The 23073-nt window shown below is 34.8% G+C and carries 14 protein-coding genes; 8 read left to right on the forward strand and 6 right to left on the reverse strand.

Annotation, left to right across the window (positions count from 1 at the left end; genetic code table 11):
* Window positions 1–94: 94 nt before the first annotated feature.
* Window positions 95–2416: a 5-methyltetrahydropteroyltriglutamate--homocysteine S-methyltransferase gene (gene metE / locus AC3QL1_RS07635; protein ID WP_492496505.1), complete on the reverse strand. Its 2322-nt coding sequence runs from the start codon at window positions 2414–2416 to the stop codon at window positions 95–97.
* Window positions 2417–2573: 157 nt separating this feature from the next.
* On the opposite strand from metE, the gene AC3QL1_RS07640 reads away from it, so the two are divergent.
* Together AC3QL1_RS07640 and AC3QL1_RS07645 are read left to right on the forward strand one after the other, a co-directional pair.
* Window positions 2574–3035 (forward strand): Lrp/AsnC family transcriptional regulator, encoded by a 462-nt coding sequence (locus AC3QL1_RS07640; RefSeq protein WP_042566180.1) that lies wholly within the window; start codon window positions 2574–2576, stop codon window positions 3033–3035.
* 223 nt (window positions 3036–3258) lie between these two features.
* Window positions 3259–4605 carry a deoxyguanosinetriphosphate triphosphohydrolase gene (locus tag AC3QL1_RS07645; protein ID WP_492496506.1) on the forward strand — a complete coding sequence of 449 codons (1347 nt, stop codon included), beginning with the start codon at window positions 3259–3261 and terminating at the stop codon, window positions 4603–4605.
* Window position 4606: 1 nt separating this feature from the next.
* On the opposite strand, the gene AC3QL1_RS07650 is transcribed toward AC3QL1_RS07645, so the two are convergent.
* The 3 genes from AC3QL1_RS07650 to AC3QL1_RS07660 form a co-directional block, all read right to left on the reverse strand.
* Window positions 4607–5608, reverse strand: coding sequence for a DUF3078 domain-containing protein (locus AC3QL1_RS07650; protein ID WP_492496508.1), 1002 nt, complete (start codon window positions 5606–5608; stop codon window positions 4607–4609).
* A gap of 40 nt (window positions 5609–5648) precedes the next feature.
* Complete coding sequence (locus AC3QL1_RS07655) at window positions 5649–7436, reverse strand: 1-deoxy-D-xylulose-5-phosphate synthase (RefSeq protein WP_492496509.1); 1788 nt, start codon at window positions 7434–7436, stop codon at window positions 5649–5651.
* 68 nt (window positions 7437–7504) lie between these two features.
* Entirely contained in the window at window positions 7505–8293 is a 789-nt protein-coding gene (locus AC3QL1_RS07660; RefSeq protein ID WP_492496511.1) for an energy transducer TonB, read from the reverse strand.
* Between the two features lie 353 nt (window positions 8294–8646).
* On the opposite strand from AC3QL1_RS07660, the gene AC3QL1_RS07665 reads away from it, so the two are divergent.
* The 3 genes from AC3QL1_RS07665 to pbpC all read left to right on the forward strand — a co-directional run bounded on the left by AC3QL1_RS07665 (window position 8647) and on the right by pbpC (window position 17454).
* On the forward strand, window positions 8647–9090 hold the full coding sequence (locus AC3QL1_RS07665; RefSeq protein WP_492496512.1) for a nucleoside deaminase: 444 nt from the start codon (window positions 8647–8649) through the stop codon (window positions 9088–9090).
* A gap of 181 nt (window positions 9091–9271) precedes the next feature.
* The gene (locus AC3QL1_RS07670; protein WP_492496514.1) at window positions 9272–14959 is read left to right on the forward strand and encodes an alpha-2-macroglobulin family protein; all 5688 of its coding nucleotides are present in this window, start codon (window positions 9272–9274) and stop codon (window positions 14957–14959) included.
* A gap of 119 nt (window positions 14960–15078) precedes the next feature.
* Complete coding sequence (gene pbpC, locus AC3QL1_RS07675) at window positions 15079–17454, forward strand: penicillin-binding protein 1C (protein ID WP_492496515.1); 2376 nt, start codon at window positions 15079–15081, stop codon at window positions 17452–17454.
* A gap of 410 nt (window positions 17455–17864) precedes the next feature.
* On the opposite strand, the gene AC3QL1_RS07680 is transcribed toward pbpC, so the two are convergent.
* Both AC3QL1_RS07680 and AC3QL1_RS07685 read right to left on the reverse strand, forming a co-directional pair.
* On the reverse strand, window positions 17865–19409 hold the full coding sequence (locus AC3QL1_RS07680) for an Rne/Rng family ribonuclease (RefSeq protein ID WP_492496517.1): 1545 nt from the start codon (window positions 19407–19409) through the stop codon (window positions 17865–17867).
* Window positions 19410–19798: 389 nt separating this feature from the next.
* On the reverse strand, window positions 19799–20089 hold the full coding sequence (locus AC3QL1_RS07685; protein WP_042566188.1) for an HU family DNA-binding protein: 291 nt from the start codon (window positions 20087–20089) through the stop codon (window positions 19799–19801).
* Between the two features lie 139 nt (window positions 20090–20228).
* Here AC3QL1_RS07685 and mutY point away from each other — a divergent pair, with 139 nt between their 5' ends.
* From mutY to AC3QL1_RS07700, 3 genes are read left to right on the forward strand one after another with little or no spacing between them, the layout of a single operon-like run.
* Window positions 20229–21275 carry an A/G-specific adenine glycosylase gene (gene mutY, locus AC3QL1_RS07690; RefSeq protein WP_492496519.1) on the forward strand — a complete coding sequence of 349 codons (1047 nt, stop codon included), beginning with the start codon at window positions 20229–20231 and terminating at the stop codon, window positions 21273–21275.
* A 37-nt stretch (window positions 21276–21312) separates the two neighbouring features.
* Window positions 21313–21753 carry a single-stranded DNA-binding protein gene (locus tag AC3QL1_RS07695; RefSeq protein ID WP_492497543.1) on the forward strand — a complete coding sequence of 147 codons (441 nt, stop codon included), beginning with the start codon at window positions 21313–21315 and terminating at the stop codon, window positions 21751–21753.
* A gap of 23 nt (window positions 21754–21776) precedes the next feature.
* The gene (locus AC3QL1_RS07700; RefSeq protein ID WP_492496520.1) at window positions 21777–23072 is read left to right on the forward strand and encodes a gliding motility-associated protein GldE; all 1296 of its coding nucleotides are present in this window, start codon (window positions 21777–21779) and stop codon (window positions 23070–23072) included.
* Window position 23073: the final 1 nt, after the last annotated feature.

Raw genomic sequence — 23073 nt, forward strand, 5'->3', positions numbered from 1 at the left:
AAATACCAGCAAAAACGAAGTCGAAACTAAATCATAACTAATTTCCGACTCCGCCTGCTGGCACTAAAAAACAAAAATATATTAATTAAAATTCCTAAGTGACAGGATTTTCAACAGCAGCTCTCATTTCCTGAGCAGCTGCAACCATCTCGATTAAAGCTTTTTTGGTTTCATCCCAATGACGGGTTTTTAAACCGCAATCTGGATTTACCCATAATTGATCTGTCGGAATTACAGCCGAAGCTTTTTCTAACAAACGAACCATTTCGGTACTTGAAGGAACGCGTGGCGAGTGAATGTCATAAACTCCAGGCCCAATTTCGTTTGGATATTTAAAGTTGGCAAAAGCATCTAAGAGTTCCATTTGCGAACGCGAACATTCGATTGTAATAACGTCAGCATCCATATCAGCAATATTCTGAATGATGTCGTTGAACTCGCTGTAACACATGTGAGTATGAATTTGCGTGTCGTCGTTTACACCGCTTGCCGAAATTCGAAACGCTTTTACAGCCCAGTCTAAATAGTTTGCCCATTCTTCTTTTCGCAATGGCAATCCTTCGCGAATCGCAGGTTCATCAATTTGAATGATTTTGATTCCGGCTTTTTCTAAATCGACAACTTCGTCACGAATGGCCAAAGCGATTTGTATACAAGTTTCAGAACGCGGCTGATCGTTACGAACAAACGACCATTGCAGAATAGTTACAGGTCCGGTCAACATTCCTTTTACCCATTTTGGAGTCAAAGATTGTGCATATTTCGACCATTTTACCGTCATTGGGTTTGGTCTTGAAACGTCACCATAAATAACCGGCGGTTTCACGCAGCGGCTTCCGTAACTCTGAACCCAGCCATTTTTGGTAAACGTAAATCCGGACAATTGTTCGCCAAAATATTCCACCATATCGTTACGCTCGAATTCTCCGTGAACCAAAACATCAATTCCGGTTTCTTCCTGAAAACGAATTGTCGCTTCGGTTTCTTTTTCGATTAAATCATTGTATTGTTCAGTGGTTAATTCTCCTTTTTTGAATTTTGCTCTCCAGCTTCTCACTTCGGCTGTTTGAGGGAAAGATCCAATTGTGGTTGTTGGAAATAAAGGAAGATTTAAAGCTTCAATCTGGCTTTTTCTTCTGGTTGCAAAAGTGCTTTTACGTTTGTCATCAGCTGGAGTGATTCCGTTAACGCGCGCTTTAACTTCGTTGTTATGAATTAATTTTGAAGTTTTACGGTTTTCATTTGCAATAACATTTTGTTTGAAATCTTCTGAATTTTCAATATTAACTTCATTTGAAGCAAATTTTTTCAATACGACAATTTCATTGATTTTTTGTTTTGCAAAAGCCAGCCATTGTTTAATTTCAGGCGTAAGCGTTTCATCATTCGTTTCTAAATCGAGATCGCACGGACTGTGAATTAACGAACACGAAGGTGCCACCAGAATTCTGTTTTCTCCCAAAGCATCAGTTGCTTTTTTAATTAATTCTAAAGATTTTTTGAAATCGTTTTTCCAGATATTTCTTCCGTCGACAACTCCCAAAGAAAGATTTACGGTAGCGTTTAATTTTCCTGATTCTAAAATATCATCCAGTTGCAATGGGCAGCGTACTAAATCTAAATGGAAAGTATCAACCGGCAAAGCCAATGCTGTAGCTAAATTTTCTCCGAAACAATCAAAATAATTCGCTAAAATAATTTTAATTTTTGGGAAACGAATATTGATTTCATTGTACACTTCCGTGAAAGTATTACGCTCTTTATCAGTTAAATTTAAAGCTAAAAAAGGTTCATCAAGCTGAATATATTCAACATTTTCTGCTTGTAATTTTTCGAAAATTTCAAAGTAAACCGGAAGCAATTTATCAATAAGATCAATTCGGTGAAAACCTTCTTCTTTTTCTTTTCCCAATAATAAATAGGAGATTGGTCCAATTAAAACCGGTTTTGTAGCGATTCCTGAATCTTTAGCTTCTTTAAATTCATTGATTATTTTTTCTGAAAACAATTCAAATTTTTGGTTTTTTGTGAATTCAGGAACAATGTAATGGTAGTTAGTGTCGAACCATTTTGTCATTTCCATTGCCACAACATCCTGCCCGTTTTTTTGCGCGCCTCTTGCCATTGCAAAATACAAGTCGAGAGACGAATTGGTTTTTGCAAATTCGTGATAACGCTCCGGAATTGCGCCCAAAGTCAAAGTTAAATCAAGAACCTGATCATAAAAGGAAAAATCATTTGACGGAATTAAATCTACGCCAGCCTCAGCTTGCAATTTCCAGTTATGAAGGCGAATTTCTTTTCCGGCATCAAGAAGTTCTTCAGCCGAAATTTTGCCAGCCCAGTATAATTCACTCGCTTTTTTTAATTCCCGATTGCTGCCGATTCGTGGGTAACCTAAATTATTTGTTTTCATTTTTGTTTCAGTATTTTTTACTGAACAAATTTATTGTATTAGATTTTATAACTTATATTTGGTTATTATTTAAGTAAATACTCTTTTAAAATGTATTTTTTGAAGATTATATTACTGATGAAATCTCTTTAAAAGAACTTTAGCCGTAAAAATTACTATGGAAAACTTAGATAAAACTGATTTATTGATCCTGAAACACCTTCAGGAAAACTCAAATATTAACACAAAAGACCTTGCCAGTAAATTATTTCTGACGGTTACACCAGTTTACGAGCGAATAAAAAGACTGGAACGCGACGGATATATTACCAAATATGTGGCCTTATTAGATAAGAAAAAAATGAATCGAGGCATGACGGTTTTTTGTAATGTTCGCCTAAAAGAACATGCTAAAAACGTGGGAAGCAATTTTGTGAAAGATATCGTGGCGCTTCCGGAAATTATAGAATGCTATAATATTGCGGGTGATTACGATTTTATGCTGAAAATCCTGGTTCAGGATATGGCTAGTTATCAGGATTTTGTCATGAACAAATTATCTACAATTGAAAATATAGGAAACACAAACAGCATTTTCGTAATGGGAGAAATTAAACACAGCACAGCTTTGGAGTTTTAATGTAGTAGCTAATATTTTGCCACAAATTTCAACAATTAACACAAATCATTGTGCTTAAATTAATTCGTGAAAATTTGCGAAATTAGTGGCGCACAAAAGATTTAATCTTTTAAATCAAATTAATCTGTGGCATATTTTTATTCAATATTATCCTAAAATAAAATGTATTTTTGATGTTTAGATCCTCAATCTAAATCAATAATCTACAATCTAAAATAGAAAAATGAACTGGGAACAACTTTTATCACTCAAACGCCAAGGCGATACAAGCAAAAGATTACGTGCAGAACAAGATGATACCCGCTTGGGTTTTGAGGTTGATTATGACCGAATTATCTTTTCGGCGGCGTTTCGGTCTTTGCAGGATAAAACACAGGTTATTCCGCTTTCAAAAACAGATTTCGTTCATACGAGATTGACACATAGTTTGGAAGTTTCGGTTGTGGGAAGATCTTTAGGACGTTTGGTTGGAAAAAAAATCATTGAAAAATATCCTGATCTTAAAGAAGTTCATGGGTATCATATGAATGATTTTGGGGCTATTGTAGCCGCAGCATCTTTGGCACATGATATTGGGAATCCACCTTTTGGACATTCTGGTGAAAAAGCAATTGGAGAATATTTTTCGATAGGAAACGGATTAAAATACAAGGATAAATTAACCGCAAAACAATGGCAGGATTTAATTGACTTTGAAGGAAATGCCAATGGATTTTCGGTATTAACGGCAAGTCGCCCGGGAATTGAAGGCGGACTAAGAATTTCGTATGCAACTTTGGGAGCTTTTATGAAATATCCAAAAGAAAGTTTGCCTAAAAAACCAACTTCAAATATTGCCGATAAAAAATATGGTTTTTTCCAGACTGATAAAACATTTTTTGAAGAAGTTGCCCAGGATATGGGAATGATTGCCAATAAAGAAGGAGAAGATATTGGTTTTGAAAGACATCCTCTGGCGTATTTAGTTGAAGCTGCAGATGATATTTGCTACACGATTATCGATTTTGAAGACGGAATAAACTTAGGTTTAGTCTCTGAAGATTATGCTTTAGAATATCTAATTAAACTTGTAAAAGATAATATTGGAGTTTCTAAATATAAATTATTAGAAACCAAAGAAGACCGAATTAGTTATTTACGAGCTTTGGCAATTGGATCTTTAATAAGTGATGCAGTAGATGTTTTTATCGAAAATGAAGAAGCAATTCTGGCAGGAAAATTTCCTTTTGCTTTAACTGATAAAAGCAAATACAAAGCCCAAATGAATGATATTATTCAATTAAGTGTTGAAAAAATTTATCAGAGCCGCGAAGTAATCGAGAAAGAAATCGTGGGATATCAGATTATCCAAACTTTGCTGGATAAATTTATAACCGCTTTTAATAACAAATATGAAGGAAAAGCATCCAATTATGATCATTTAATTTTGAAAATGCTGCCTGAAAAACATCACTTAGACAAAACTAATTTATATGAGCGTTTGCTTCATATTTGTCATTTTGTTTCTCTTTTAACGGACGGAAATGCGTTAGAATTATTTGAAACGATTAACGGCCGAAAAAGTAATTAGATTATTGAAAAGCATATACAAGGCCAACTCCCAAAACTTGTCTTAATTGGGCTCTTGGACCGTCATTAACCTGAGATGTTGTTCCTGTTACCGGGTCTACAACATCTTTTTTAGTTTTAATATCGTCGTCATAAACTAAATGGATACCAATATTCGCTTTTACATAAGCATTTACCACAAGATCTAAACGTGTGTCATAATCGACATCGACATTTCCAAATCGGTTTAAATAGTCGGTATATAAACTCAATCTGTTCTCGTAGAATATGTTTTTATAGATTTCGCTTTTCATATATCCGGTAAACAAAATACCAAATTCAGCTTTTACTTTTTGTCCTTCTTCAACTAAAATCTGAGTTGTAGGATCATTAGGATCAGCCATATAAACCGCTTTTTTCACACCAAAAGAACCCTGATTTGCTAAATATTGATCTAATACCAAAGTAGTTTTCAATGTGATTGGAGAGAAGTAAAAAGTTCTGTTTTTTTCCTTGTTTGAATTCTCTGCTCCGGCTCCAAGAAAGATATAGGCAGGCGCAAATGGTTTCGAAATTGCAATATCTTTGTTTGGGTAATTATACCCGTTTGTAAATTGTGTATTGAAGTTAAACTTAGCAGAATAATACCAGTTTGATAACGTGTCTTTTCTAAAACCGTAAGTGGAGTTCAGCTGAATAGCGTCGTCGGTTTTTCTCAATTCAGTTCCGTCCTGTTTATTCAAACCATATTTTACAATAAGTTCGTTAAACCATTTATGATTTCCTTTTACATAAGTTCTTCCAAATTCACCTTTAAACAAACCCGAAATAGAACTTGTTCCCCCCGCGCTCCAGTTTACAAAGGCAATTTCTGAAATATCAAAACCCAGTTGGTTTTTCTTTGTCCAGTTAGACGGAATTTTAGGTAATTGAGCAGGATCTAAAGTTGTTCGAATAATTTGAGCAGATGTCGTAATTGAAAAACTAAAAAGGAAAAATAAGATGATGAATCGAAATAATTTCATTAGGTTAACTTTTGATTTTTTTTTTGGTTGTGCAAAATAATTATTTTGAACGGTTAGAAAAAAGATTTGCTAAACTTTTAACGTCAATTTTACACAATTGTTGTAATTGTAAGACAGTTCCATGCTCAATAAAGACGTCAGGAACGCCAAGGATTTGTATTTTATTAGTGTAATTATTTGCTGATCCAAATTCGAGAATTGCGCTTCCAAAACCTCCGTTTATTACGCCGTCTTCGATGGTAATAACGGTTTTGAAATTCTTAAAAATATAGTGTAATAAATTGTCGTCTAGAGGTTTAATGAATGGAAAGTCGTAATGCGCAATAGTTTTTGGATTCCCGCATTCATTCAACGCATTAATCACATTATTACCAATTGTTCCTGTTGATAAAACAGCCGTATGAGTACCGCTTTTTAAACAGTTTCCCTCGCCAATTTCAATATTTTCGTATTGTCCGAAATTTTCTACTTCCCAATTCGAAATAACGCCTCGGCCTCGCGGATATCGAATCGCGATAGGATGTTTTAACCCAAATTGAACTGAATATAAAATGTTTTGCAATGCAATTTCATTAATTGGCGCGTAAATAATCATATTTGGGATTGATCTTAAATACGCAATATCAAAAACACCGTGATGTGTTGCGCCGTCTTCACCAACCAAACCAGCTCTGTCTAAGCAAAAAATAACCGGTAAATCCTGTAAAGCGACATCATGAATAACCTGATCGTAAGCGCGTTGCAAAAAAGTCGAATAAATATTGCAATATACAATCATACCTTGTGTTGCCATTCCAGCAGCAAGTGTTACGGCATGTTGTTCTGCAATTCCAACATCAAAAGCACGTTCCGGAATTTCATCCATCATAAACTTCAGGGAACTTCCTGATGGCATTGCCGGCGTGATTCCGATAATCTTATCGTTCTTTTTGGCCAAATCCAAAAGGGTTAAACCAAAAACATCCTGAAATTTTGGCGGAAGGTTTTCTTCAGATTTTAAATGGATTTCTCCGGTTGAAGCGTCAAATTTTCCCGGTGCATGATATTTAACCTGGTTTTCTTCTGCCTGTTGTAAACCTTTGCCTTTTGTAGTTACAATATGTAGAAATTTTGGACCTTTTATCTTTTTTAATCGGTTTAATTCTTTGATTAATGTTGGAAGATCGTGACCGTCAATTGGACCCGAATAATCAAAATTCAACGATTTTATAATATTATTTTGCTTTGGATTTTTTCCGTTTTTAACCGCTGTCAGATATTTTTTTAAAGCACCAACACTCGGATCAATTCCGATAGCATTGTCATTTAAGATCACCAGAATATTAGCATCGGTAACTCCGGCATGATTCAAACCTTCAAAAGCCATTCCCGAAGCAATCGAAGCATCACCAATAACTGCAATATGTTGTTTGTCGAAATCACCTTTTAGTTTAGAAGCAATCGCCATTCCGAGCGCTGCAGAAATAGAAGTAGAAGAATGCCCAACGCCAAAAGTATCATAAATACTTTCGCTTCTTTTTGGGAAACCTGAAATTCCTCCAATTTGTCTGTTGGTATGGAAAATTTCTCTTCTTTCCGTCAGGATTTTATGTCCGTAAGCCTGATGTCCAACATCCCAAACCAATAAATCATCCGGTGTATTAAAAACATAATGCAAAGCAATTGTCAATTCAATAACACCTAAACTCGCGCCCAAATGTCCTTCTTTTACAGAAACAACATCAATAATAAACTGACGTAATTCCTGTGCAATTTGAGGTAATTGCGCTTCAGAAAGTGAGCGTAAATCGGCGGGATTTTTTATGTTTGAAAGTAAATTGCTTTTCATTGTAAGGTAAAAAGCAAATTTACGGTTTTAAATTTAATTCTGTTGTAGAGATAATCTAAAGAATGTCTCTATTCAAATGATATTGGTAAACTATATTTCGTTCTGGTTTTTTTACCGTTTTGTTCACTTGGAATCCATTTTGGGGATAGTTTTAAAACACGAATTATTTCTGCACCTATTTGTGGATTTGCATTTTTTGGAATATCAAATGATGATAGTGAACCGTCTTTATCTATAACGAATGAAACTATAATTGGCGTTTTAAAATTTTCAACTTCTTCAGGTGCTTTAAATTCCTTTATAAAAAATTGATAAAAATTATTAATTCCGCCAGGATAATTTGGTGATGTTTCAATAGCTGCACCCATATAAATAGTGTCGTCTTCTGTAATTTCTTGAGTCGAATTTTTATTCTCATTAATTATCGATTCAGGATAAGATACGGTAGGTAAAGCACATAGAATGGAAGGTTTAGATTCACAACTTATTATTTTAAATTTATCTTTTACTTGTTTTTGAAATTTGACAAGATTAGTTTTTTTCAGAGAATCGTCAGGCTCTAGATTCTTTTTTGAAATTTTATCTTTAACGATTGGTGTTGCTGTGGAAGGATTTTCAACAACTTCTACTTTATCTATTTTTTGTTTATTCCCATTTTTATCCTGACAACTAAATAATGTTGTTCCCATTGCAACAAATAATGCCAGTAAAAACATTTTGTGATAATGCGTTTGAGTGTATAAAATATGACTCGGAATTTGAATCGTTATTGTATCTAATTGAGATTTCTTAAACCTGCCGCAAATATTTTTGTTCTGATTTTGAATAAAAAAATGTTGCACTTCTTCGGGTAACATTGAAGTAAAATCAATAACGGTTTTAGAACAGCTCAAACAAAATCTTCAATTGTCTTTCGGAGTCATTTTGTTCCAGTTTTCGTGGCAAGGTTCAGGAATCGTTATTTTGTGTTTTCTTTCCATTTTTGAATATCAGGATTTAAATGTAATAAAAAAACCATACGAAAATCTTCAACAAAATAATTTTATAAAGGATGAGGCAATTATTTATATTAATCGCCTCAAAAAATCGACTTATTTGAGGCGATTAATTTTATTTAATGACTCTGAACTATAAATACAATTAAGATCTTATTGAAGTTTTCTCAATTTTAATTAAGGCAAAATTATTCCAAAAACGTACTTTTGCAATTATGATAAATCCTTTCACCGACGAATACTTCATGAAAAAAGCTTTGCAGGAAGCTGAAATGGCCTTTGAAAAAGGTGAAATTCCTGTTGGCGCCATCATTGTTGTCGCTGATAAAGTAATTGCCAGAAGTCATAACCTCACCGAGTTACTAAATGATGTTACAGCGCATGCCGAAATGCAATCTATAACGGCAGCCGCAAACTTTCTGGGCGGAAAATATCTTAAAGATTGCACCTTATATGTTACACTTGAACCTTGTCAAATGTGTGCCGGCGCTTTGTATTGGAGTCAGATTTCTAAAATCGTTTTTGGCGCCCGTGACGAGCAACGCGGTTTTATGGTTATGGGAACAAAACTGCATCCTAAAACAACCGTAGTTTCCGGAATTATGGCCAATGAAGCGACTGATTTAATGAAGCGTTTTTTTGTGGAGAGACGTAAATAAACAGTTGTTTTTTACTCTCAAAAAATAATTGAGACAACTGATTTTTCCTGCCAAAACATTTCAAAAAATAATATACATTTACTACACTATAATTAACATTTCACAGGTTATGGTTTTAGACCGTGAAATGTGAAGTTCTTTATTTATATTTCGTATTTGTAACAATTAAATCCATATCAAAGTGAAAGTAAGAGGATTAGTGTACGTATTTTTTGTGTTTTTTATTTTTCAGGCCTGCGGCAGAAAATCAGATTTCAATTCAGATTTTTCATTATTCAAAGAGTATATAACTAGTTTTACGGGCGGAATTGTCTCAGCGCAGTCGGACATTCGCGTCGTTTTAGCTTTCGATAAAAAAGAATGGAAAGTTAATGAAGTTCTGGATAACGATTTGTTTGATATTTCCCCAAGTGTCGATGGAAAAGTGGTTGCACTTTCAGGTAACACAATCGCATTTATTCCGGAAAAAAAGCTGAAAGCAGGAACTGAATATCAGGTTACGCTGCATTTAGACAAACTAATTACACTTCCTAAAAAGACAGAAGACGATAAAGAAGATCTGTCTGAATTTAATTTTACCGTTAAAACCATCAAACAGGATTTTACGGTAAATACACTGGACATTCAATCGCGAAGTAAAGAGATTCAATACCTGAATTGCGTGCTGAAAACAGCAGATGATATTGATTTAGAAACCGCTAAGCAACTGGTTACCGCATCTCAAAATGGAAATAAAGTCAGCATCAAATTTAATGAATCACCAGCTTCAGGTAAAGAATTTAAATTTATAATTGATAATATTCAGCGTTTTGATGCAGAAAGTAATCTTGAAATTGCTTACGACGGAAATGATTTCGACATTGACCAGAAAGGAAAAATGGATTTTCCAATTACTTCGATTAATGATTTCAAAATCGTAAAAGTTGATATTCCGGATGAAAACAATCAGCAGGTTTTAATCAATTTTTCTGAACCTCTGGAAAAAGGTCAGGATTTTGCAGGCTTAGTTGCAATACAAAACACCAGTAATCTTAAATTTTCGACTCAGGGAAATATTCTAAAAGTGTATTTCAGCAATCAAAAACCTGTTAAAGAAGTTGTGCATGAAGTTGAAGTAGAAGCTGTGGCTGTAGATTCTACAACTACAGTAATTGATTCTGCAAGCGTTGCAGTAGATACCGCAGCAGTTGCCGAACCGGTTGTTGCAGAGGAAGACGCTGTAGAAGAATCAGAACCGGAAGCAGCAGCAGTTTCGGGTGAATTATTATTGGAAGTTTTCCAGGGAATAGAAAGCCAGTATGGGCAGAAAATGAAAAGCAATTATTCTGAAAAAATATCTTTTGATCAGATAAAACCAAATGTTCGCTTCATCAAAAACGGAACAATTCTACCAAGTTCAAGCAATTTAAAACTGAATTTTGAAGCAGTAAATCTAAGTTCTGTTGATGTAAAAGTCTATAAAATTTATAAAAACAACATTCTGCAGTTTCTTCAGAATAATGAATTAAACGGAACGCAAAACCTCAAAAGAGTTTCGCAGCCAGTCGCAAAAACCACGCTTAATCTTAAAGAAAACAGCTTAATAAACCCAAGTAAATGGAACACTTTTGCATTGGATTTATCCAAAATTATAAGTCCGGAACCCGGAGCAATTTACAGAGTTGAGTTCTCGTATAAAAAAGCGTATTCTTTATACAAATGCGAAACTTCTGAAAGTGATGACAATCAGGCTGAAGAGGAAGAAGAAGTCGATGAAAATGATGTGAACTATAGCGGAAACTCTTACGATGATTATTACTACGATGATTATGACTGGAGAGAAAGCCAGGATCCGTGTACAGGTTCGTATTATTACAATGCAAAAATAGGAACCAATATTTTAGCATCAGATTTGGGTGTAATTGCCAAAAGAGGCGAAAACAAATCGTATTTCTTTGCCGTAAATAATATCCTTACAACAGAACCGGTTTCGAATGCAAGAGTTGATTTGTATAGTTTTCAGCAGCAAAAACTGGCGACAGAAGCAACAAGCAGCGAAGGAATTGCTTCTTTCAAATTAGACAAATTTGCTTATTTTGCTATTGTAACTTTAGGAAATCAATCGACTTATGTAAAACTTGATGATGGTAATTCACTTTCTGTAAGTAATTTTGATGTTTCAGGCGAAACTCTGCAAAAAGGACTGAAAGGATATATTTATGGAGAACGTGGCGTTTGGCGTCCCGGGGATAATTTGTATTTGTCTTTTATTTTGAATGATGTGGCAAATAAACTTCCAAATGCACATCCTATAAAATTCAGATTAACAGATCCAAACGGAAAAGTGACGTATCAAACCGTTCAAAAAACGAACGAGTTAAATCATTACGCTTTTACGGTTCCTACAGATCCTGATGCACCAACCGGAAATTGGGAAGCAATGGTAAGCGTGGGTGGAGCAAAATATTATAAGAGCATCAAAATAGAAACGATTAAACCCAATCGTTTAAAAATCAAGAATAGTTTCAAAAGTCCTATATTATCTTCTTCGCATTCTAATACAAGTAATCTCGAAGTAACATGGCTTCATGGTGCAATTGCGAAGAATCTAAATGTAGAAATGCAGGCTAAATTTTCGCAGCAAAGCACTACTTTCAAAAATTATGATAAGTATGTTTTTGATGATTTAGTACGTCAGTTTAGTACCGAAGAAATTAATGTATTCTCCGGAAAATTAGATGCAAACGGACATGCATCTGTAAATATAGATCCAAAATTACAAGGTCAGGCGCCGGGAATGTTAAAAGCGGCATTCGTTACAAAAGTGTATGAAGAAGGCGGAGATTTTAGTACAGATGTTATTTCGACAACTTATTCGCCATATAAAACCTATGTTGGAGTAAAATCGCCGGAACCAAACAAATACGGAATGCTTGAGACAAGAACAGCAAACCGATTTGATGTTGTTACTGTTGATGAAAACGGAAGGCCAAAAGCGGTTAAAAATCTTGAAGTAAAAGTCTATAAAGTAGAATGGCGCTGGTGGTGGGATGCATCGAGTGATAATTTATCCAATTATAATTCATCAGAAGCAACAACTTCTTATAAAACCTTTAAAGTAAATACAGATTCAAACGGAAAAGGAAGTTTTCAGTTTGCATTAACAGATGAAGAATGGGGACGTTATTTAATTCGTGTTTCTGATGAAGTTGACGGACATGCAGCGGCTTTAACCGTAAATATCGACTGGCCAATCTGGTCCGGAAAAACAAGAAATACAGATGCTTCTACAGCCAATATGCTTGTTTTTTCTACAGATAAAAAGAAATATGCCGTAGGCGAAAAAGCACAGATTTCTTTCCCTTCAAGTGAAGGTGGACGTGCTTTGGTTTCTATCGAAAACGGATCAAAAGTGGTGCAAACACTTTGGGTAAAAACTCAAAAAGGAGAAACAAAAGTTGAGGTTCCGGTAACGGCAGAAATGGCTCCGAATGTTTATTTTAATATAACACTACTGCAGCCACATGCTACGACCAAAAATGATTCTCCGATAAGAATGTACGGAATCGTTCCGATTGAAGTTGTAGACAAAAACACCATTCTTGCTCCAAAAATTGAAATGCCGGATGTACTAAAACCAGAGCAGACATATGCGCTAAAAGTCAGCGAGCAAACCGGAAAAGAAATGACCTATACAATTGCAATTGTTGATGAAGGTTTACTGGATTTAACCCGTTTTAAAACACCAAATGCATGGGATAGTTTTTATGTAAGAGAAGCATTAGGCGTAAAAACCTGGGATGTTTACAATGATGTTATTGGCGCTTATGGCGGAAAAGTAAATCAGATTTTCAGTATTGGTGGAGATCAGGATTTAGGCGGCGGAAAAGCTAAAAAAGCCAATCGTTTTAAACCTATTGTGGTTTATCTGGGACCTTTTAAATTAGAAAAAGGACAAACAAAAACGCATCAGATAAAATTGCCAAAATATATTGGATCAGTGCGAACAATGGTTGTGGCGGCAGATGCCAATACAAGCGCTTACGGAAGTGTTGAGAAAGCAACTCCTGTTCGCAGTCCGTTGATGGTTTTGGCTTCATTGCCAAGAAAAATTTCTCCATCAGAAAAAGTAACGATTCCGGTTACGGTTTTTGCAATGGAAAAAAATATTAAAAATGTAAACGTTCAGATAAAAACCAGCAATGGATTGAAAGTGATTGGCAGCACTGCACAAAGATTGACATTTGCTCAACCTGACGAAAAAATGGCCTATTTTAATCTTGCCGTTGGTAGTTTAACCGGAATTGCAAAAGTGCAAATTATAGCCACTTCCGGAAGTGAAAAATCGGTTTATGATGTTGAGATTGATATGACGAATCCAAATCCGGTAACGAATACTTTTACAGATGTGGTTTTGAAACCGAATATTTCTGCCACGATTAACTGGAAAACATTTGGGGTTTCCGGAAGCAATAAAGCAAAACTGGAAGTTTCATCAATGCCAACCATCAATTTAAACGGAAGATTACAGTTTCTTATTCAATATCCGCACGGTTGTGTTGAGCAGACGACTTCATCAGTATTTCCGCAGTTATTCTTAAATGAAGTTGCTGATATTGATGCAACGCGTCAGCAGTTAATTCAGAAAAATGTTACCGCGGGAATAAATCGATTAGGGGGTTTTCAATTGCCAAATGGCGGACTTTCTTATTGGCAGGGAAACACACTTGCAGACGATTGGGGAACTTCATACGCCGGACATTTTATGATTGAAGCAGAGAAAAAAGGGTATGTTTTGCCAATTAATTTCAAATCAAAATGGCTTTCATACCAACAAAAAGAAGCCAAACAATGGCGATTTGAACCTCGTTACGGAAATGATTTGACGCAGGCTTATCGTTTATACACATTGGCTTTGGCAGGTTCTGCAGATTTGTCTTCGATGAACAGACTGCGCGAAACAAAAGGAATTTCTAACGAAAGTAAATTGCGATTGGCAGCGTCTTATGTTTTGGCTGGACAAAAATCAGCAAGCCAGAATTTATTTTTGCAAAGTAAAATTGAAGATGAAACCAATGATTATAATTACTACTATTATGGTTCCAGCTCAAGAAACAGAGCGATGGCTTTGGAAACGATGTTGTTGTTAGGTCAAAAAGAAAAAGCTTTTGCAATGGCTGTAAAACTGGCTAAAAATATGGCAAGCGACCAATGGATGAGCACGCAAACTACTGCTTATTGTTTGTATGCGATGTCTAAATTTGCAGCAAATAACGGTCCTAAAGGAATTGATATTCAGTTTAGTAAAGACGGAAAATCTCAAATTGTAAAAACATCCAAAACAGTTGCAGACAGAAGTTTGGTCGTTAAAACGGGCTCCAATAGTATTACTTTAAAAAATAATAAAAAGAACACCATTTATGTTCGCGTTCTAAATACCGGAATTTTGCCAATTGGACAGGAAAATGTAGTTCAAAACGATGTTTCGGCTGCCATAGTTTTCAAAAACAGAAAAGGTGGAACAATCGATGTCTCGAGAATCACTCAGGGAACAGAATTTATTGCTGAGGTTACGGTTAGAAATCAGAGAAATGAACATGTAGAAAATGTGGCGTTGTCACAAATCCTTCCTTCCGGATTCGAAATCGTAAATACCCGTTTTACAGATTATGGTGACGCAACCAATAATGTTGCAGATTATATTGATATTCGCGATGACAGAACAAATTTCTATTTTGGAATGAAATCCGGAGAAACAAAAGTGTTTAGAATTCTGCTAAATGCTTCCTATTTAGGAAATTACTACTTACCGGGATTGCAATGTGAAGCGATGTACGATAATACATTCTTAGCAAGAACAAAAGGATTTTGGGTTGAGGTTGTGAAGTAAAAAATAGCCCACGGGTTTTACGGTTTACACTGGTTTATAGTTTTTTTTAGATTTGAGTTAAAAAATAATCTGCGAAAATCCGTTTAATCCGTAAAAACCGTGGGCTAAAATTAAAAGCTTTGAAAAAGAAATTAATAGCGTTTCTACAACGCATTACAAATTGGATAAAAAGGAATAAAATAAAATCAGCAATTGTGTTTTTACTCTTGCTGATTTATTATTTCTCGTTGCCACGAACGTTATTTCAGGAACCTTATTCTACTGTGATCGAAAGTAAAGAAGGTGAATTATTAGGCGCAAAAATCGCTCGCGACGGACAATGGAGATTTCCGGAAGAAGACAGCGTTCCGGATAAATTTAAAAAATGCATCGTTTATTTTGAAGATGAATATTTCTACAAACATCCGGGTTTTAATCCTGTTGCAATGGTCAATGCCATCAAACAAAACCGAAAAGCCGGAAAAGTAGTTCGCGGTGGAAGTACGCTGACACAGCAAGTAATTCGATTATCCAGAAAAGGAAAAGGAAGAACTTATTTTGAAAAAATTATTGAACTTATTCTCGCAACACGATTGGAACTGGGTTATTCTAAAGATGAAATTTTAGACTTATATGCAGCTCACGCGCCATTTGGCGGAAATGTAGTTGGACTAGAAATGGCTTCCTGGCGTTATTTCGGGTTAAGATCAACTCAATTGTCCTGGGCAGAAAGTGCGACTCTTGCCGTTTTGCCAAATGCACCAAGTTTAATTTATCCGGGAAAAAATCAGATCAAATTATTAGAAAAAAGAAACAGACTTCTTTTAAAATTAAATCAGGAAGGTATAATTGACAAACAAACCTATGAATTATCTCTTGACGAACCTTTGCCCGGAAAACCGTATGATTTGCCTCAAATTGCACCTCATTTATTACAGCGTGTAGCCAAAAATCAGGAAGGAACAAAAGTAAAAACAACTGTTGATTTTGCTTTACAAAACAGGGTTAATCAAATTGCGAAATATTATTACAATCAATACAAACAAAACGAAGTCAATAATCTGGCGATTTTGGTTATTGATGTCAAAAACAGAAATGTAATAAGTTATGTTGGCAATTCTCCAACAGATAAAGACCATCAAAAAGATGTTGATATTATTGATGCGCCAAGAAGTACCGGAAGTATTTTAAAACCTTTATTGTACGCTGCAATGCTTGATGATGGCGAACTTTTGCCTAATACTTTGGTAGCAGATGTTCCCACTCAAATTGCGGGATATACACCTGAGAATTTTAACCTGACATTTGATGGCGCTGTGCCGGCACATAGAGCTTTGTCGCGTTCGTTAAATATTCCGGCAGTTTTAATGCTGCAGGAATTTGGTGTAAATAAATTTTATGAAGAATTGCAAAAGTTTAAATTAAGAGATATCAATAAAACACCGGATCATTACGGATTATCGCTTATTCTTGGCGGTGCCGAAAGTAATTTATGGGATTTATGCCGTTCGTACGCAAACTTATCTTCGACCGTCAATTATTTTAATAAAAGCCACGGAAAATACAGAACTGAAGAATTTTCAGAGCTAAATTATGAGAATGATTTTCAGGCTGATTTTGGTGAAGAAAGTAATCAAAAGAATATTTTAGGTGCCGGTTCCATTTGGCTTACGTATAACGCAATGGAAGAAGTAAACAGGCCGGAAGGTGATGAAGCCTGGAAATTTTATGACAGCTCGTTAAAAATTGCGTGGAAAACCGGAACCAGCTTTGGAAACAGAGATGCCTGGGCCATCGGAACAAATTCAAGATATGTTGTTGGAGTTTGGGTAGGAAATGCAACAGGCGAGGGAAGACCAACATTAACAGGTGTGACAAGTGCCGCTCCAATTTTGTTTGACGTTTTTAATTTATTGCCAAGACAAAGATGGTTCGAAACTCCGTATGCTGATTTAGATGAGGTAGAAGTTTGCAAATTAAGCGGTTATCTGGCAAAAGAAGGCTGCCCCAAGTTGAAACAATGGGTAACCAAAAAGGGAAAAACAACAGCTATTTGTCCGTATCATAAAACGGTTCATTTAGATAAAAGTGAACAATTTCAGGTCAACAGCAGTTGCGAAAACGTCGAAAATATAGTGGTAAAAGATTGGTTTGTTTTGCCTCCGGTTATGGCGTGGTATTACAAAGGAAAACATATTGAATATTTGCCATTGCCGCCTTTTCGGGAAAATTGTATTGGAGCACAAACGGCTTCAATGGATTTTATTTATCCAAAAGCAAACAGTAAAATCTATCTCACAAAGGATTTTAATAGTGAAATACAGCCGGTTATTTTTAAAGTCGCGTATTCGCAAAGAGAAAATAAACTGTTTTGGTACGTAGACAATGTTTACAAAGGCGAAACAAAAGTTTTTCACGAAAAACCAATTTTAATGACTGCGGGTTTTCATTATATTACCGTTGTTGATGAGTTTGGAAATGAGATTAGAAGAAAAGTAGAAATTATAAGGGAATAAATTTAAAAAAGAAATTCCAATTTTTTAATCCCGAAGTCTCGGACCAAATTCCAAATTTGAAACCGTTTTATATTCTTTGAATGTTTTAAATTTTTGAAGAAAACAGAAATTCGAAGAATGATAATATTTGTCAGGCTGAGCGGAGTCGAAGCCCTTTTGTACTTAAAAGCCTTTGACTGCGATCACGATGAAATTTGTTTTGAAAACAAGTGCCTAGCCCAGATAGAAGTGGAAATCCTTTTGTTTTTTTCTTTAAAAAATAAAAGATTGAAACGGATAGCTGGAAATTGCTCCTAAAAAATGCCACTAATTCACGAATTAAATTCATTATCATTCGTGAATTCGTGGCTAAAAAAAATAAAAAAAAGTCACAAAAAAACCGCCAGTCTTTCGAGAGGCGGTTTCTTGTTTTATTCTTTGATAACATTTCCTTTTTTGTCGTAGAAATGATATTCTAAGTACGTGTAAGCGTCACGAGGTATGATTTTCACCCATTTTTTATGTTCAAAAAACCATTTTGAACGTAATGATGGAAAACCTTTACTGAGGTATGCAGCCACAAACGGATGTACATTAAGTACTACTTTATTGTGGATTTTTAAAATTCTGTCTAAATCAGATGCGATTTTATCAATGATTAAAATTGGCGCTTCAATTTCGCCATGTTCATTGTTTGGATCTTCTTCTCTAGTTTTAATATTAACTTCTGGTCTTACACGTTGTCTTGTAATTTGAACTAAGCCAAATTTACTCGGCGGTAAGATTTTATGTTTTGCTTTATCGTCGCTCATTTCTTCTCGCAAGAAGTCGAACAAGACTTTCCTGTTTTCAGGATTAGACATATCGATAAAATCTACTACGATTATTCCGCCCATATCACGCAAACGAAGTTGTCTGGCAATTTCAGCGGCTGCAATCATATTTACTTCCATGGCAGTATCTTCCTGATTAGTCGCCTTATTCGAACGGTTTCCGCTATTTACGTCTATAACGTGAAGAGCTTCAGTATGTTCGATAATAAGATAAGCGCCTTTGCTCATCGAAACCGTTCTTCCAAATGAAGTTTTGATTTGTCTCTCTATATTGTATTTCTCAAAAATCGGAGTGTCATTTGATTGATAAAACTTAACAATCGATTGTTTTGAAGGTGCAATCTCTTGCAGATATTCCTTCGTTTGATGGTACAACTCTTCATCATCTATTTGGATACCGCTAAAGGTATCGTTGAAAACATCTCTTAATATCGAAGAAGCTCTGTTAAGTTCTCCTAATACTTTTGATGGATGATGAGCAGTTGGTAATTTTTTACACATTGCAGTCCATCTGGCAAGCAGGTTCTGCAAATCTTTTTCTAATTCGGCTACGTTTTTGCCTTCGGCTACTGTACGAACAATAACACCAAATCCTTTTGGTTTGATAGATAGAACAAGTTTTTTTAGACGATCCTTTTCCTTTTTGTCTTCTATTTTTTGAGAAATAGAAACGCGGTCAGAAAACGGAACGAGAACAATAAATCTTCCTGCCAATGAAAGCTCAGCGCTTATTCTTGGACCTTTGGTAGATATAGGTTCTTTAACAACTTGAACTAAAACAGATTGATTGGCACTTAAAATATCAGTAATGATGCCATCTTTGTCAATCTCTTTTTCAAACTGAAAGGTTTTTAGGGAGAAATCTTTTAATTTACCTGCGCTTACAAGTTTTATGAATTTCAATTGAGAAGCTAAGTTAGGTCCTAAATCATGATAATGTAAAAAGGCATCTTTTTCGAAGCCTACATTTACAAAAGCAGCATTAAGTCCGGCAACTGGTTTTCTTATTTTGGCAATAAAAATATCGCCAACCTGAAAATTGCTTTTCTCTTCTTCTTTATGTAATTCAATTAGTTTTCCATCTTTTAATAAGGCAAAATCTACGGCTTCAGAACTAGATCTAATGATTAATTCTTTATTCACACTGTAAATTTTTATCTGTTTTTTCAGAAAATAGAATTATAGAGAAAAGAACATAGATTATAAAAATCTAAAATCTAAAATCCAAAATCTAAAATCTTATCTACAGATGGATTAAACAATATTTTTAACAGGTATTGAACCCGGGGGAATTTTAGTTAGCAGTTTTCAGTTTGCGGTTAGCAGTTTTAAGCTGCAGACTGTGACTTGTTACTGAGACTAAATTCCAATTTCAATGAACTTTTAAAAAGAAAAAAGTAGTTTAAAACTACTTTTTCTTTTTGTGACGGTTAGCTCTCGCTCTTTTCTTTCTTTTGTGAGTAGCTACCTTATGTCTCTTTCTTTTTTTACCACTTGGCATATCGTGTCGATTTTATAATTAATTAATAGTATTATTTTGCTTCGTTGTTCGTTTTTACTCCCTCTACAAATACTTTTGCAGGTTTGAACGCAGGAATGTTGTGCGCAGGAATTTTGATAGTGGTGTTTTTAGAGATGTTTCTTCCTGTTTTTTCAGCTCTGGTTTTTACGATAAAACTTCCGAAACCTCTTAGGTAAACATTGTCACCAGTTTCTAATGAAATTTTAACTTCTTCCATAAAAGTTTCTACTGTTGCTTGAACATCTCCTTTTTCAAGACCTAGTTTCTCTGAAATTTTCGCTACGATATCTGCTTTCGTCATTTTCTTTCCTATTTTATTTATAAATGATGTACTATTTTTTTGAGTTTGCAAATATAGGAATTAAAAAAATAATTAATCAAGCTAATTCGTTAAATTTTAATTACATAAACATTTACTTTTGTATTCTAAGTATTTTACGATGAATTTTTCTAACATATTGATAAAATGGTATTTACAAAACAAGCGTGATTTGCCTTGGCGAAAAACGACCAATCCGTACCTTATTTGGCTATCAGAAATAATGTTGCAACAGACTAGAGTTGCGCAGGGAACTCCTTATTTTTTTTCTTTTTCAGAGGAATTTCCTACGGTCTTTGATCTCGCAAATGCCGATGAAGAGAAAGTTTTGAAACTTTGGCAGGGTTTGGGTTATTATTCTCGTGCCCGAAATTTGCATAAAACCGCTCAATATGTAGCAAATGAACTCAATGGCGTTTTCCCTCCTTCTTATATAGAGTTATTAAAACTGAAAGGTGTTGGTGAATATACCGCCGCCGCAATTGCTTCTTTTTCTTATAATGAACCCGTTCCCGTTGTAGACGGAAATGTATTTAGGGTTTTGTCGCGCTATTTTGATATCGAATCAGATATTACATTACCGGCAACCAAAAAAGAATTTACAGCATTGGCATACGAATTAATGCCAAAAGACAATCCCGCCATTTTTAATCAGGCCATAATGGAGTTTGGTGCTTTGCAATGCGTACCTAAAAGTCCTGATTGTGGTGTTTGTGTTTTTGCGGATAGTTGCCTGGCATTGCAAAAAAAGAAAGTGGATGTTTTGCCTGTAAAATCTAAAAAGCTAAAAGTAACCAATCGCTTTTTTAATTATTTGATTTTAGAAGATGTTTTGGGAAATACTTTAATTCAGAAAAGAACCGCAAAAGGAATCTGGTATAATTTATATGAGTTTCCGCTTCTGGAAACAACTGAAATTGCAGACTTTGATTTTGTTTCAAAAGCAGTTCAAAACGATTTGTTTTCAAACTATACTATATTAGGAATAGAAGACTGCAGTCACGCGACTGTTATTCATAAGTTATCACATCAGCATTTGCATATTCAGTTCTGGAAAATTAAAATTAATGATATAATCGAAAATGGATTAGATGCAGTTCGTTTAAAAACATTTCCTTTTCCGATTGTGATTTATAATTTTATTGAAAAGCAGGAAATAAATTGCTAAAAAAATGTATCTTTGGGATAAATACCACAAAAAAACCATGAACGGAACATTAAATAAAGTGATGCTCATTGGCCATTTAGGCGATGATGTAAAGATGCATTATTTTGATGGAGGGAACTGCATTGGACGTTTTCAGTTGGCAACAAACGAAGTTTATATTAATAAAACGACCAGTGAAAAGATAACTTCGACAGAGTGGCATAATCTAGTTGTACGCAATAAAGCTGCGGAAATTTGTGAAAAGTATCTCTCAAAAGGAGATAAAATTTATATAGAGGGACGTATCAAATCACGCCAATGGCAATCTGAAGACGGAACTACTAAATACACAACAGAAATTCAGGTAACAGAATTTACTTTCCTGACTACTAAAAAAGAAGTAGCAAATCACAAACAAAATCACGAGTCAGAATCCCCAAAAAACACTAACTTTGAGGCGGCTAACGAAGACTTGCCCATAAATGATTTGCCTTTTTGATTGTTTAACTAATCTTTTTTAATTTGGACCCGGAGCCCAGTTTATTTTTTCTTGCTAATTTAGACATCAATTTAATTATTGGTTTTGTCGGAATATTTATTTTGCTGTTCTTATCGGCAATTGTTTCAGGTGCCGAAGTAGCACTTTTTTCTTTATCCCAAAAAGACATCGACGACACTTTACAAGAAGATACTTCAAAGGGAAAAATCATTTCTACTCTTTTAGACAAACCCAAAAAACTCTTAGCAACATTACTCGTAGCCAATAATTTTTTTAATATCGGCGTTGTTATCTTGTTTTCTTTTATCGGGCAAAATATTTTTTCAGGCGTAGTTTCGCCGGCTTTTAAATTTATTTTAGAAGTTGTTCTCGTAACCGCTTTGATTTTATTGTTTGGAGAAGTTTTACCAAAAGTGTATGCCAGTCGAAACAATATAAAATTTGCAAAATGGGCAGCATATCCAATCTCTTTTTTAGATAAATTACTATCGCCAATAAGCTTGCCTATGCGCAGCGTTACCTTATATTTGCAGAATAAATTAGGGAAACAGAAGAATAATTTTTCGATAAATCAGCTTTCGCAGGCTTTAGAGCTTACAGATTCTGAAGGAACATCAAGCGAGGAACAAAAAATTCTTGAAGGAATTGTTTCTTTTGGAAATACGGATACAAAACAAGTTATGAGTCCGAGGATTGATATTTTTGCATTGGAAATTTCAGAAACATTTGCAGCAATTTATCCTAAAATAATCGAAAAGGGATTTTCAAGAATTCCGGTTTACAGAGACAATATCGACCAAATAGAAGGCGTTTTGTTCGTTAAGGATTTATTGCCTCATATTGATAAAAAAGAGTTTGACTGGACTTCTTTATTAAGAGAACCTTTTTTTGTTCCTGAGAATAAAAAACTGGACAATTTATTAAAGGATTTTCAAAGCCTTAAAAGTCATTTGGCCATTGTGGTAGATGAATATGGCGGAACATCAGGTTTGGTTTCTTTAGAAGATGTTATTGAAGAAATCGTAGGCGATATCAGTGATGAATTTGATGATGAGAATTTGAATTATTCTCAAATAGATGAAAAAAACTTCCTCTTTGAAGGGAAAATAAATATGAAAGATTTCTACAGAATTGTAGATGTAAACGAAGATATTTTTGAATCTCACAAAGGCGAAGCCGAAACACTGGCTGGTTTTATTCTTGAAATTCTGGGTAATTTCCCTAAAAAAGATCAGAAAATAGCGTTTGAAAACTGTGTTTTTACCATAGAAGCAGTCGATAAAAAACGCGTAAAACAAATAAAAGTAACAATAGAATAAA

Source organism: Flavobacterium sp. GW823-FHT04A11 (assembly GCF_058796535.1).

Coding starts and splice junctions, on each gene's coding strand:
- metE (WP_492496505.1), bottom strand. CDS start 2,416: ATGAAAACAAATAATTTAGGTTACCCACGAATCGGCAGCAATCGGGAA.
- AC3QL1_RS07665 (WP_492496512.1), top strand. CDS start 8,647: ATGATAAATCCTTTCACCGACGAATACTTCATGAAAAAAGCTTTGCAG.
- AC3QL1_RS07640 (WP_042566180.1), top strand. CDS start 2,574: ATGGAAAACTTAGATAAAACTGATTTATTGATCCTGAAACACCTTCAG.
- AC3QL1_RS07645 (WP_492496506.1), top strand. CDS start 3,259: ATGAACTGGGAACAACTTTTATCACTCAAACGCCAAGGCGATACAAGC.
- AC3QL1_RS07685 (WP_042566188.1), bottom strand. CDS start 20,089: ATGACGAAAGCAGATATCGTAGCGAAAATTTCAGAGAAACTAGGTCTT.
- AC3QL1_RS07660 (WP_492496511.1), bottom strand. CDS start 8,293: ATGTTACCCGAAGAAGTGCAACATTTTTTTATTCAAAATCAGAACAAA.
- mutY (WP_492496519.1), top strand. CDS start 20,229: ATGAATTTTTCTAACATATTGATAAAATGGTATTTACAAAACAAGCGT.
- AC3QL1_RS07695 (WP_492497543.1), top strand. CDS start 21,313: ATGAACGGAACATTAAATAAAGTGATGCTCATTGGCCATTTAGGCGAT.
- AC3QL1_RS07655 (WP_492496509.1), bottom strand. CDS start 7,436: ATGAAAAGCAATTTACTTTCAAACATAAAAAATCCCGCCGATTTACGC.
- AC3QL1_RS07650 (WP_492496508.1), bottom strand. CDS start 5,608: ATGAAATTATTTCGATTCATCATCTTATTTTTCCTTTTTAGTTTTTCA.